Annotated in this window: 12 protein-coding genes; 6 read left to right on the top strand and 6 right to left on the bottom strand. The window is 62.1% G+C overall.

The window, feature by feature from the left end; translation table 11 throughout:
• Positions 1-2: 2 nt before the first annotated feature.
• The 4 genes from BN1123_RS18010 to BN1123_RS17995 form a co-directional block, all read right to left on the bottom strand.
• Positions 3-1,214: an ABC transporter permease gene (locus tag BN1123_RS18010; protein WP_042028761.1), complete on the bottom strand. Its 1,212-nt coding sequence runs from the start codon at positions 1,212-1,214 to the stop codon at positions 3-5.
• Positions 1,214-2,350: an ABC transporter permease gene (locus tag BN1123_RS18005; protein WP_042028758.1), complete on the bottom strand. Its 1,137-nt coding sequence runs from the start codon at positions 2,348-2,350 to the stop codon at positions 1,214-1,216. The genes BN1123_RS18010 and BN1123_RS18005 overlap by 1 nt, the downstream gene beginning before the upstream one ends.
• Positions 2,350-3,354: an HlyD family secretion protein gene (locus BN1123_RS18000; RefSeq protein WP_042028757.1), complete on the bottom strand. Its 1,005-nt coding sequence runs from the start codon at positions 3,352-3,354 to the stop codon at positions 2,350-2,352. Before BN1123_RS18000 ends, BN1123_RS18005 begins: the two co-directional genes overlap by 1 nt.
• 73 nt (positions 3,355-3,427) lie before the next feature.
• Entirely contained in the window at positions 3,428-4,834 is a 1,407-nt protein-coding gene (locus BN1123_RS17995) for a TolC family protein (protein WP_042028755.1), read from the bottom strand.
• Positions 4,835-5,125: 291 nt separating this feature from the next.
• Here BN1123_RS17995 and dusB point away from each other — a divergent pair, with 291 nt between their 5' ends.
• From dusB to BN1123_RS17965, 6 genes are all read left to right on the top strand, one after another.
• Positions 5,126-6,091 carry a tRNA dihydrouridine synthase DusB gene (gene dusB, locus BN1123_RS17990; RefSeq protein ID WP_026458041.1) on the top strand — a complete coding sequence of 322 codons (966 nt, stop codon included), beginning with the start codon at positions 5,126-5,128 and terminating at the stop codon, positions 6,089-6,091.
• A 26-nt stretch (positions 6,092-6,117) separates the two neighbouring features.
• Positions 6,118-6,414, top strand: a complete 297-nt coding sequence (gene fis / locus BN1123_RS17985) for a DNA-binding transcriptional regulator Fis (protein WP_005309538.1) — start codon at positions 6,118-6,120, stop codon at positions 6,412-6,414.
• A 113-nt stretch (positions 6,415-6,527) separates the two neighbouring features.
• Positions 6,528-7,409, top strand: coding sequence for a DMT family transporter (locus BN1123_RS17980; RefSeq protein ID WP_042028753.1), 882 nt, complete (start codon positions 6,528-6,530; stop codon positions 7,407-7,409).
• 249 nt (positions 7,410-7,658) lie between these two features.
• Positions 7,659-8,477: a DUF3100 domain-containing protein gene (locus BN1123_RS17975; protein WP_026457658.1), complete on the top strand. Its 819-nt coding sequence runs from the start codon at positions 7,659-7,661 to the stop codon at positions 8,475-8,477.
• Positions 8,474-8,923 (top strand): hypothetical protein, encoded by a 450-nt coding sequence (locus BN1123_RS17970; RefSeq protein ID WP_042028750.1) that lies wholly within the window; start codon positions 8,474-8,476, stop codon positions 8,921-8,923. The genes BN1123_RS17975 and BN1123_RS17970 overlap by 4 nt, the downstream gene beginning before the upstream one ends.
• Complete coding sequence (locus BN1123_RS17965) at positions 8,923-10,104, top strand: M20 metallopeptidase family protein (RefSeq protein WP_042028747.1); 1,182 nt, start codon at positions 8,923-8,925, stop codon at positions 10,102-10,104. Before BN1123_RS17970 ends, BN1123_RS17965 begins: the two co-directional genes overlap by 1 nt.
• Positions 10,105-10,302: 198 nt before the next feature.
• Here BN1123_RS17965 and BN1123_RS17960 read toward each other — a convergent pair whose 3' ends face one another.
• Entirely contained in the window at positions 10,303-11,337 is a 1,035-nt protein-coding gene (locus BN1123_RS17960; protein WP_224212322.1) for a LysR substrate-binding domain-containing protein, read from the bottom strand.
• A gap of 43 nt (positions 11,338-11,380) precedes the next feature.
• On the bottom strand, positions 11,381-12,007 hold the full coding sequence (locus BN1123_RS17955; protein ID WP_042028742.1) for a LysE family translocator: 627 nt from the start codon (positions 12,005-12,007) through the stop codon (positions 11,381-11,383).
• Positions 12,008-12,069: the final 62 nt, after the last annotated feature.

Raw genomic sequence — 12,069 nt, 5'->3', positions numbered from 1 at the left:
GTTTAGCCGCCGGTTGCGCCGCTCTCCGTGGTCGCCCCATGGGCGGCACCCTGAGTGGCCAGCGGCAACTGGCGCTGGCGCCAGCGCAGCAACAGGCAGGCCAGAATACCGTAGAGCAGCGCCAGTCCCCACAGCTGCCACCAGTAAGGGGCCACCTGCTCAAACCCCGCCCCCATCTGGTTGAGGCGCAGAAATCCTTCGATGGCCGCCGTACTCGGCACCCACTGTGCCAGCCAGTTGAGTGGCGCCGGTATCAGCTCCAACGGCCAGATAAAGCCCGCCAGAAAGACCAGCGGCAGGGAGGAGATGAGCACCACCTGGGTAGGCATGTCGCGTCGGGTAAAGAGGGCGCCAAGCACGATGCCCAGCCAGCAGGTTGCCAGCAAAAACGGCAGGGTGAAGAGCCACAACTGCGCCGGCTCGGCGTTGCGGGCGATGTTGTAGTAATCGAAGCAAAAACCGAAGAAGTAGCTCACCGGCAACAGGAACAGCCCCACCGTCACCAGGGTGCGCGCCAGCAGCAGAGGCAGCACGGGCGCACTCTGCCAGTAGCCGGTCTCGCCGCGAAGGCCTCGCTGGTTCTGGGTCGCCCCCAGGAGCCCCGCCCCCATCAGCAGGATCTGGTGAAGGATCAGCACGAACACCGCAGGCACCACATAGTTCACATAGCCCATGGTGGGGTTGAACACCGGCACCACGTTGAGGGCCACCGCGCTCCAGCCCATCCTTGCCTGGGGCAACGCCTCGCCGTGGGTGAGCAGCCGCGCCACCTTCACTTGGGCCGCCAGGGTACCGCCCGCCTGGGCCAACCCCTCGGCGATAGTGCCATAGACCAGGAAATAGGAGGCATCACCGGCATAACTCAGGGTGACGCTCCGGCCCAGCATCAGATCCCGATAGAAGTGTCTGGGAATGTGCAGTATGCCGCTCCCCTTGCCTTCCAGCAGCAGCTGACGCGCCCTCTCAAGGGAGTTGACCTGCGCCACCAGCCTGACCTGGGAGGTGGCATCGGCCATGAACGCCAGCTGGCGCGAAAGCTGGCTGCCATCTTCGTCCACCAGCACCACCGCCTCTTCCCGCGGCAGCTGGTGCAGATAGGGCTGGGGATAGAGAAAGGAGTAGAAGAAGATCCCGCCAAACAGGGTGAGCATGATGGCGCGATCCGCCAGCAGGGTGCGCAGCTCAAGGCGCAGCAAATCCCGAAAACCCAGCATTACGGCGACTCCTTCTCGGCAGGTTGACGGGCAAGCTCGGCCTGCTGCTTGTATCGACGCACCACCAGAATGAGGGGCAAGAGAAACAGCAGCAGGGCCCCGAGCTGGGGCAGCGCGGCCTGCAGTGGCAGGCCGTAGTTGCTCTGGCCAATCTGCAGCTCTACATAGTGGGAAACCGGCAGCAGGTTGCGCCAGAAGCGGGCGAAATCCCCCATGGCGCTCACCGGGAAGGTCACCCCCATGAAGGCGAAGCCGGGCGCTGTGTAGGCTCCCGCCAGCGACAGGGCGCGGGCCGGATCCCGGATGATGGCGTAGAAGAAGGCCCCCATGGTAACGCAGGCGGCCGAAGCGAGCCCGAGGCCCGCCACCAGCACGGCCCAGTTGCCGTGCATGGGATAGGCAAAGCCCTTGAACAGCAGCCAGCTCCAGGCCAGCCCCCAGGCCCAGCCAATCAGCACATGGGGCAACAGGGTGCGCCAGAGCCCGAACCAGACGCCGCGAGTGGTCCAGTCCAGTCCCAGCCGGTCGGTACGGGCCAGCGCATTGAGGCCGAACAGCACCACCAGGATCTGCCAGACCGCGGGCAGGATGGCGCTCAGCAGAAACTGGGCATAGCTGGAGTTGAGGTTGTAAAGCGCCGTCACCTGACTGCTGATGGGCACCGCTTGCCCGAGCGCCCCGGGGGCCTTGCCGTCGGCCATGGCGGAGAGCACGCCCACCTGACCGTTGAGGGTGCCCACCACCTGGGTCAGCGCCGAATTGACCAGCTTGGCGATCAGGATGAACTGGCCGTTGTTGAACACGGTGACCTCCGGCTGGGTGCCCTGACGGGCATCCCGCTCCAGATGGTTCGGGATCACCACCAGCGCATAGATATCGCCACCACGCAGGGCGCGGGCGCCAGCGTCGATGGAGTCAAACTGGCGTGCGATCTTGAGCCCAGCCGAGCCATCCAGCGAAAAGGCAAGCTGGCGCGACAGGCTGCTCTGGTCCAGATCCACCAACCCCACCTTGAGATCCCGGGCCAGCCCCGCCGAGAAGATCCAGCAGAGGATCCCCATCAACAGCAAGGGCACCCAGCTCATCAGGGCCCGGCTGAACGGATCCTGCCACAGCAACCGAAGTTCGCGCCCCATCAGAGATCAACCAGCACGCTCATGCCGACCCGCAGCCCGTCGACCGGTTGCAGCGGACGCGCCTCCACCTGGAAACTCTTCATGTCGAACCCCTGACGGGTATCGGTGGCGCGCCAGGTGGCAAAATCTCCCATCACGGCCACATGAGTCACCTTGAAGCGTACCGTCTGCTCCCCCAGACCCGGGATGCGGGCGTCGAACTCGGTGCCGACCGGGAAGCGGGGTAGCAGATCCTCGCGGATATGGAACTGGGCCCAGGCATCGTTCATGTCGAGCAGGGTCACCACGGGGAAGCCCTGAGGCGCCAGCTCGCCGCTGCGCAGCAGCACCTGGCTCACCTCGCCGGCATGGGGGCTATTGATGCGGGTATCGGCCAGATAAGCCTCCACCTCGGCCACCGAGCCCGCCGCCATCTTGGCCTTCTCGCGGGCGGCAATCTTGGTCTCTTCCCGCGCCCCTTCCAGCGCCATCTGGTATTGCTGCCAGGCCATCCCCTCGGTGTAGCGAGCGGCTTGCCAGGCTGTCCAGGCCTCATCGCGCTTTTGCAGCGGCATCACACCATCGCGGTGCAGGTTGGCGATCCGTTCATAGGTCTTGCCCCGCAGCAGGGCGGCAGCCTTGGCCTTCTGCCACTGATCCTTGGCGGCGGCGATCTGCTGGGCACGGGCCCCCTTCTCCGCTTCCAACGCCAGGGCGCCGGCGGCGGCCTCGCCGGCCTTGGCCTGGCTCAGCTTGGCTTCAATCTCGGGGCTCGCCAGGGTGAACACCAGCTGATCCTTGGCAAGCTGATCCCCCTTCTTCACCAGCACCTCGTCGATGCGGCCCGGCACCTTGGAGGAGACCGAATACTGCTGCGCCTCAATCTGGCCCTGCAGATGGACCGGCTCGGGCTGATAGGCGAGCCAGAAGCGCCAACCGAGCCAGCCGACCAGGATCACCAGCACCAGCGGCAACAACAGCGGTTTACCCTGGCTCATCTTCTTCTTGATGGGGGGATGGCTCATCACTTCACCTCGACAATCTGGCGACCCTTGGCGGTCGAAACACGAACAAAGAGATCCACGGTCAACATCAGGTTCATGAGTTCACCTCGATCACCTGGCCGTGCTGATATTGGTTGAAACTGTTGATCTGGCCGGAGAGCGCCAGCAGGCGGGCCAGCGACACCACGTACTGATAGGCGGCTGCGGCGCGCTGGGTCTTGACCCCGGCCAGCTGGTTGCGAGCGTCCACCACATCCAGCGAGGTGGAGAGCCCCTGCCCGAATGCCTTGTCCCGCAGCAGCACGTTCTCTTCCGCCAGTGCCTGGGTGGAGGAGAGAGACTGATACTCCTCCAGTCCCTGAGCCGCCTCGCGCCAGGTCTTCTCCACCAGCAATTCCAGATCCTGGCGGGTCTTGGCCTGCAGCAGATTGACCTGCAGCTCGGCGCTCTTGGCGGCCTGCACCGTCTCGGAGCGGCCATCGCGGCTCACCAGCGGCATGCTGACGCCGACCCCCACCAGCCAGTCCGGGGTGGTCTTGGACGCCAGTGAGTCATCTTCATAGAGGTTGTAGTTGCCAAACAGGAACACCTCGGGGGCGTACTTGCCCTTCTCCAGCCGGATCATCCCCTTGGCCTGCTCCTTCTTGGCGCTGAGCAGCTTGAGGCCGGGGTGTACTTCCAGAGTCTGGCTCACCAATCCTTCCAGACGCGGCAGCTCGCGGTTGACGAACAGGGCGCTGTCCGGGTTTGCCTGCTTGAGCTTGAGCATGTGGCCGAGGGCCAGCTGGGCAATCTCCAGGCTGCGTCGCGCCTTCTGGGTATCGATGCGTGCCCTGTCATAGGCTGACTGGGCGGAGAGGCGTTCGACCCGGGCGATCTGGCCCTGGGCCTCCAACTTGTTGGCGTGATCGAGATGATGAGCCAGCCCGTCTTCGATCTCCTGCTTGGTCTGCACCACCTGGGCGGCCAGTACCACCCCGAAATAGGTCTGGGAGAGGCTCTCGAAGGTGGACTGCTGCTTGAGTACCAGCAGCTGCTGTGCCTCGCTCACCTGGGCCTCGCGAATGTCCTGCGCCGCGTCGATGCGACCACCGGTGAACAGTGGCCACAGCATCTTGACCGAGCTGGTGACCACATTCTGTTTGGTGAGAGGAGTGACGAAGTCATCCGGAGTGAGCCTGAAGGCCTGCATCAGGGGGGCCAGCACCTTGCCAAGCTCGGGATGGTTGGCGATGGGATTGAGATCCATCATGTCGAGCTCCATCGGCTGATCGAGGTGGGTATAGCTGGCCCCCACATCCACCTTGGGCAGATACATGTCCTTGGCCGCCTCTCGCAGCTGTTTGGCGCGCTCCACCCCTGCCTGTTCGGCCGCCAGCCCCTCATCCTGCTGGATGACCCGGGTCCAGGCTTCGCTGAAGCTGATGGTCTGCGCCTGCGCCGACCCCAGCATGGCCCCCATCAGGCATGGCCAGAGTGATTTGATGAACCTTGACGTCATAGATCCCCAACCCGCATTGTTATGAAAATGTTTGGAGTATTTACTCTTTGGAAGCTCGCCATCATAACGCAAACAGGCCTCGCAAGTGGACTGACAATTATGCAAGCGAGCTCTCCCTATGGTACAGAGATCCTTGCCGCCCAATCTGGCCGTTTTTCAACAACTCCAGAATTTGCAAGCCTTGGCGCGACGTTTTTTTCAGAAAAAAATGGCTGACGCTCAAATACTAACCTTTTCTCCTGCCTAAAAAATGCGTAATATACGCCGCCCTAAGCCGATGGTAACCGTGGAATGCAGATAGGTCCCCACACGCTTGAAACTCCCCTGATCGTGGCTCCCATGGCCGGTGTAACAGACCGACCATTCCGTGAACTTTGTTTGCGACTGGGGGCCGGCATGGCCGTTTCCGAGATGCTGCTGGCCAACCCGGATGTCTGGGATACCCAGAAAACCAGGATGAGAATGGATCACTCTGCTGAAGGTGGTTTGCGATCGGTCCAGATTGCCGGAGCCGATCCCGAGATGATGGCGTTTGCTGCCCGCTACAACGTGGAGCAGGGCGCACAGATCGTCGACATCAACATGGGGTGTCCGGCAAAAAAAGTGAATAAGAAGCTGGCAGGCTCAGCCCTGTTGCGTTACCCAGACCAGGTCAAAGCAATTTGCCGGGCCGTGGTGGACGCAGTGGAGGTTCCTGTCACCTTGAAGATCCGCACAGGATGGGATCCGGATAACCGCAATGGCGTGGAGATCGCCCGAATCGCCGAAGATTGCGGTATCGCGGCCCTTGCCGTGCATGGTCGCACCCGCGCCTGCCTCTACAAAGGCGAAGCGGAGTACGACACGATCAGGGCGATTAAGCAGGCCGTATCGATTCCTGTTGTCGCCAATGGCGACATCAACAGCCCGGAGAAAGCCCGGTATGTCCTCGACTATACCGGTGTCGATGCCGTGATGATCGGCCGCGCTGCGCAAGGACGACCCTGGATTTTCCGGGAAATCCGTCATTTTCTTGAGACGGGCACCAAGCTGCCGCCTCCCGAGAGGGAAGAGGTTCGCACCCTGATGAACGAGCATGTCACCAACCTGCACCGGTTTTATGGTGCATATCTGGGAGCGCGCATCGCCCGTAAACACGTGGGCTGGTACCTGGATGAAGAAGAGACGGGCCGAGAATTCCGTAAGCACTTCAATGCCCTGGATTGTGCAGACGCACAGCTCGAGGCACTCGAAGCGTATTTCGATGGATTAGGTTAACAAGATAACTAAAGAGCCGACCGAATATGTTCGAACAAACCCTGACTTCTGATGCATTGGTAACAACTACTCACAATCACGCTGCCGAGCCGACCCAGCGCCCCCTGCGTGACTCTGTGCAACAGGCCCTGCGTAACTACCTGGCCCAGTTGAACGGTCAGGAAGTGATTGATCTGTACGATATGGTTCTCTCCGAAGTCGAAGCTCCCATGCTGGACGTGATCATGCAGTACACCCGTGGTAACCAGACTCGCGCCGCCGTGATGATGGGTATCAACCGTGGCACCCTGCGCAAGAAGCTCAAGCGTTACGGCATGAACTGATTGCTGGCCGGGCATCGTGCAAGCGATGCCAGGCAGAGATGAAAGGCGCCGGGTAGCAATACCCGGCGCCTTTCCTTTATGCTCTCCCCTCCTGTTTCATCATGATGCCCCCTATGAACCGCACGCCCCTGCTGCTGATGGTGCTGGTCACCCTGCTGGCCGCCGCCGGCTGGCTCTTCTCGAAAGAGGCGATCCGCGAACTCCCTCCCGCCGCCTTTATCGGCAGCCGTTTCCTGCTGGCCGCCCTCTTGCTGTTGCCGCTCGCCTGGCTGCGCGAGCCTCCCCCCAACCGCGGCCAACTGATCCGCGCCGCGGGCTGCGGCACCCTGCTCGGCACCAGCCTGCTGCTCTGGGTCACCGCCATCAGCCAGAGCGATGCGCTCGGCAGCGGCGCCTTCATCATGAGCGTGGCCACCCTGATGGCGCCGCTCGCCGCCTGGGCCGCCTTCAAGGCCAGACCGGGTCGCCACTACTGGCTTACCCTGCCGCTCGCCATCGCCGGCCTGCTGCTGCTCTCCAGCAGCACCCAATGGGGCGTATCTTTGTCGTTGTTCTGGTTTCTGGCAGCCGCCGCTACCCTCGGCATCCAGCTTGCGGTTCATCGCCACTTCGCCCAGTCCATTCCCCCCACCTGGCTCACCTGCATCCAGCTGGCGGTGACCGGCCTGCTTGGCGCCCTGCTCTCCCTGCTAACCGAGCAGTGGCCCGCCAACATCAGCCACGGTATCTGGGGCTGGTTTGCCGCGAGCGTCCTGATCGCCACCACCCTGCGCTACTGGCTGCTCACCCACGCCCTGAGCAGGATGACCACGGCCCACGCCGCCCTGATGATGCTGCTGGAACCGGTCTGGACCCTAATCCTCAGCACCCTCTTCTATGACGAGCCGCTCGGTGGCAGCAAACTGGCCGGCGCCGGGCTGGTGCTGGGTGCCCTGGTGCTCTACCAACTCCCCCTGCTGCTGCGCAGCACCCGGCTCAAGCCGCTCGAACGATAAGCCTCTCCCGTGGGCCATCCATCCAATGGCCCACCCCCACTGCTTTTGCCCGCATCTGTCACGCTGATGTGTCACTGGATTTAACCCTTGGTATCCAAAGGGTTAAAGGGCATACCCCATGAAAAAATGCCATATGGCCAGCTTGATGGCGGTCACATTACTCGCCTCACCCGCTCCCTATCATGCCTCCATCATCCGTCAGGCCCGCCCTGAGGATGGCCACACATGGGATAACAAGAGAAGAAGACTATGCAGCAAACCAGCCCCCTCAAGACGGTCACGGTCAGCATATTGGCAACCGCCATGCTGATCTTTGTGGCCCAGTACCTGATAGGCAAACAGGAGATAAAGATTGGCATCGCCATCATCCCCATCCTGCCCATGCTCTTTGCCGTCATCATCGGCATGATTGTCTCCGCCAAACCGGTCAAGGAGCGCATCCCCGGCTGGCGCAAGCTCTTCTCCGAAAAAGAAGAAGGGTTCTGCGGCAAGATGGTGGGCTTCAGCCTGCTGATCCTAGGTACCCAGTATGCGGGGATGATCATCCCCAACCTGAAACTGATCCTGAGCGTCGGCGTACCGCTCTTTTTACAGGAGATTGGCAACCTGCTGCCCATCCTCATCGCCATTCCGCTGGCGGTGAAGTTCGGTTTCGGCCGCCGCGCCATCGGGGCCTGCTCCTCCATCAGCCGTGAGCCCTCGGTCGCAGTCATCCAGGGTCGCTTCGGCACCGGTTCCCAGGAGTACATAGGCGTGCTCGCCATCTACCTGTGCGGCTCAGTCATCGGCACCCTCTGGTTCAGCGTGCTCGGCAGCATAGCGCCGCTCACCGGCCTGCATCCGCTGGCGCTGGCCGCCGGCTCGGGGGTGGGCTCAGGCTCCATGCTGAGCGCCGCCTCCGGGGCGCTGATCAACGGCCTCGACGAGGCGCTGGCCCAGCAGGTGCTGAGCATCGCAGCCGCCTCAAACCTGCTCTCGTCGGCGCTGGGCGCCCTATCCCTCACCTACCTGGGACTGCCCCTTGCCGAGAAGATCTTTGCCCTGACTGCGAAAGGAGAGAAAGCATGAAAAGCATCGTAATGGATATGCGGTTCGTCTTTCTGGCGATCCTGCTGGCCATGTTTACCCAGACTCTGACCACTGGCCTGCCGATCTGGCAGATGGGTGACAGCTTCGTGGCCATGTCGCTGGTGGTGTTTGCCTCTCTGGTGGCCAAGCACTATCTGCCCTCCTCCCTGCCGGCGTTTGCCTATGCCACCATCATCGGCATTCTCATCTGCCTGCCGGACACTCCGGTGCGCGGCCTCTTTATCGATGCCGTGGCCAAGATCTCCTTCCTCTCCTGCTGCGTGCCGCTGCTGGCCTTCGCCGGCCTCTCGGTGGGCGGTCAGCTGGAGGAGCTGAAGAAGATGTCGTGGAAGGTGATCCTGATCTTCATGATCGTCTCCACCAGTTGCTTCTTCGGCGCGTCGCTGGTTGCCCAGCTTGGCTTCTCCATTCAAGGGATCATCTGATGAACCACTATCACATTGAACCGGCCCTGCTGGCCCTGCGCGACTTCAGCCAGGAAGTGCGCCACCACCTGCACACCATCCCCGAGGCTTCCGGCGTCGAGTTCAAGACCTCGGCCTACTGCCGCGAGCTGATGCAAGGCTTTGGCTACCGCCTCACCGACTACCCGGGCTTCACCGGCTTTCACGGGGATCTGGTGATAGACCCCAGCCTGCCCACCATCGCCTTCCGGGCCGACATGGACGGCCTCGAGATGCACGACATGAGCGAGGTGGCGTTCAAGTCAACCCACGAGGGGATGGCCCACAACTGCGGTCACGACTCCCATATGGCGATCGCCCTGACCACGGCGAAATTTCTGGCGGAACACAAAGAGCGGCTGACCCACAATGTGCGCGTCATCTTCCAGATGGCGGAGGAAGACATGCGGGTGCCGGGCGCCGAGAAGATGGTGGAGCTGGGCTGCATGGCGGGGGTGGACGAGGTCTATGCCCTTCACAACGACGGCGCCATGGAGACCGGCTCCATCAAGTTCAACAGCGGCGTCATGTCCTCCTGGGGGTCAGCCTGGACCCTGGAGGTGCACGGGGTCTCGGCCCACGGCTCCACACCCCACAAGGGGCTGGACGCCATCCGCGAGGCGGTGCGCATCATTGAGGACATGGACTATATCGTCGCCAAGCGCACCAGTCCGTTCAGCCCGGCGGTGTTCGGCTGCGGCATGATCAACGGCGGCACCATTCCCAACGCCATCGCCGACCATGTGCAGGCGCGCGGCACCATCCGCGCCATGGACGCCGAAACCGACCAAATCCTGAAAAACAGCTTCAGGGAGATAATGGCCCAGAGCGAGCTGCGCGGCTTCAAGACCAGCATGGTCTATGCCGGTTATCCGGCGGTGGAGAACCACCAGGAGGCATGCGAGCGCCTGCTGCAGGCCGCCGCCGACGTACTGCCAGCAGAAGGGATCAACGCTCAGGGTCAACCGATGACCGGCAGTGAAGACTTCAGCTACATGGTCAACGCCTGCCGTGACCGCAAGGGCGCCATGTTCTTCCTCGGTAGCGGCTGCCAGGCCAAGGGGATCTGCAACTACCTGCACGCAAATCCCTACTACCTGGATGACGATTGCCTGCTGATCGGAGCCCAGATCTTTATCAATCTGGCAACCAGACGCGCCTGACGGACAAAGGGGCCTGCAACTACCTGCACCATGTCAATGCCCCTACTATCTGGGTGACGATTGCCTACTGATCGGGGCCCAGATCTTTATCAATCTGGCGACCCGTCGCCCTTAAAGTCCCATCCCCTGAAACAAAAGAGAGGCAAATGCCTCTCTTTTTTTATCTCTGCGATTCAAATCCATATGGCGGACACGGCGTTACAGCCAGGGCAGCTCCGCCATATTGATGGCCGGCGGCTGGTTCATCAGGTGGCGCTGTACCGTCTCCCGGCTGATATGGGGGGCGTAGAGGTGAATGAAGTCATACATGTAATCGCGCAGGTGCACATGTTTGCGCAGGCAGACGTGGGTGGCACTCGAGGCGATCAGATGATCGATGTTGAGGCAGACCAGATCCTCCCTGTCCCCCTCGTCAAAGGCAACGCTGGCAATCACCCCGACCCCCATGCCGAGCCGCACATAATGCTTGATGACATCGGTGTCGGTGGCTGTCAGCACGATTTTCGGGGAGAGGCCGTGGCGACCGAAGGCCTTGTCCATCTTGGAACGTCCGGTAAAGCCGAACACATAGGTGATCAGAGGGTAACGGGCCAGATCGGCCATGGACAAGGGCTGGCACTCAAGGAGCGGGTGGCCATGGGGCACCACCACGCTGCGCCCCCAGCGATGACAGGGCACGGCGGCCAGCTCGTCGAACAGGTACATGGACTCGGTGGCAATCGCCATCTCCACGTCACCGCTTTGCACCATCTGGGCCAGCTGGGCGGGCGCCCCCTGGTGAAGATGGATCGCCACCTCGGGATAGCGGCGGTGAAACTCGGTAATCACTTCGGGCAGCTTGTAGCGGGCCTGTGTGTGTGTGGTGGCGATGCGCAGCACCCCGCTGGTGGCGAGCTGCTCGCCCAGGGACAGCTGGTTGATCTGCTCCACCTGGGCCACCACTCCCTTGGCCAGCTCCATCACCTGCTCACCGGCAGGGGTCAGACCAATGAGGTTCTTGCCCTTGCGGGTGAAGAGAGCCAGCCCCAGCTCGTCTTCCAGCATCTTCATCTGCTTGCTGAGGGTAGGTTGGGAGGTGTAGAGCCTCTCCGCCGTCGCCGAGATGTTGAAGTTGTTCTTCACTATCTCGGTAAAATTCTTGAGCCGGGCGATGTTCATCTGTGCTAGTGGGTCTCGATTGTCGGCGGCCGGCAGGCCGTGGCCACGAATGGAAATACCCAGCGACCATATCACAGGGTCGCCGGGGATAACCTGCCCCAGGTCAGGGAGTGGCTGACTATTCGCTCGCCAGCTTGACCCCGAGCCCGACAAAGAGGGTGCCGATACCCCGGTTGAGCCAGCGGCCAATCTTGGTCGGCAGCTTCACCTTGTTGCTGGCATAGGCGGTGCTGAAGACCAGAAAGTGGCACCAGATCATACCGTTCAGGTTGAAGATGCAGCCGAGCAGGATAAAGGCGAGGGCCTTGTCGGGGGAATCCGGCGCGATGAACTGGGGCACGAAGGCGAGAAAGAAGAGCGCCACCTTGGGGTTGAGCACATTGGTCAACACCCCCTGCCAATAGATGCGGCCATAGGAGAGCGCCGGCAGGCTCACTCCCGTGCTGTCGACCCTGGCCGATTTCTGGCGAAACAGCGAGATCCCCAGATAGATGAGATAGAGGGCCCCCACCAGCTTGATCACGGCGAACAGCTCGGCCGAGGCGCTGAGCAGGGCCGAGAGACCAAGGGCGGCCCCCAGCACATGGATCATGGTGCCGGTTCCTATCCCCAGAGCCGCCGCCGAACCGGCCCGCCACCCCTGCGAACCGCTGCGCAGCATGATGAGCAGGGAGTCCGGCCCCGGCATCATGTTGAGCAGCAGACCCGATACCACAAACAGCGCCAAATCGTGGATCCCGAACATCTCTCCTCCTCTACTTCCTGATTGCCAAAAGCAGAGGGCTCCGCAGAGCCCCCTGTATCATG

Origin of the sequence: Aeromonas enteropelogenes (assembly GCF_000819845.1) — a bacterium.
GTDB classification, from domain to species: domain Bacteria; phylum Pseudomonadota; class Gammaproteobacteria; order Enterobacterales; family Aeromonadaceae; genus Aeromonas; species Aeromonas enteropelogenes.
The sequence above is the reverse complement of the archived record's forward strand: the minus strand, read 5'-3'. Positions and strand labels throughout refer to the sequence as shown.

Coding starts and splice junctions, on each gene's coding strand:
- BN1123_RS18010 (WP_042028761.1), bottom strand. CDS start 1,214: ATGCTGGGTTTTCGGGATTTGCTGCGCCTTGAGCTGCGCACCCTGCTG.
- BN1123_RS18005 (WP_042028758.1), bottom strand. CDS start 2,350: ATGGGGCGCGAACTTCGGTTGCTGTGGCAGGATCCGTTCAGCCGGGCC.
- BN1123_RS18000 (WP_042028757.1), bottom strand. CDS start 3,354: ATGAGCCATCCCCCCATCAAGAAGAAGATGAGCCAGGGTAAACCGCTG.
- BN1123_RS17995 (WP_042028755.1), bottom strand. CDS start 4,834: ATGACGTCAAGGTTCATCAAATCACTCTGGCCATGCCTGATGGGGGCC.
- dusB (WP_026458041.1), top strand. CDS start 5,126: ATGCAGATAGGTCCCCACACGCTTGAAACTCCCCTGATCGTGGCTCCC.
- fis (WP_005309538.1), top strand. CDS start 6,118: ATGTTCGAACAAACCCTGACTTCTGATGCATTGGTAACAACTACTCAC.
- BN1123_RS17980 (WP_042028753.1), top strand. CDS start 6,528: ATGAACCGCACGCCCCTGCTGCTGATGGTGCTGGTCACCCTGCTGGCC.
- BN1123_RS17975 (WP_026457658.1), top strand. CDS start 7,659: ATGCAGCAAACCAGCCCCCTCAAGACGGTCACGGTCAGCATATTGGCA.
- BN1123_RS17970 (WP_042028750.1), top strand. CDS start 8,474: ATGAAAAGCATCGTAATGGATATGCGGTTCGTCTTTCTGGCGATCCTG.
- BN1123_RS17965 (WP_042028747.1), top strand. CDS start 8,923: ATGAACCACTATCACATTGAACCGGCCCTGCTGGCCCTGCGCGACTTC.
- BN1123_RS17955 (WP_042028742.1), bottom strand. CDS start 12,007: ATGTTCGGGATCCACGATTTGGCGCTGTTTGTGGTATCGGGTCTGCTG.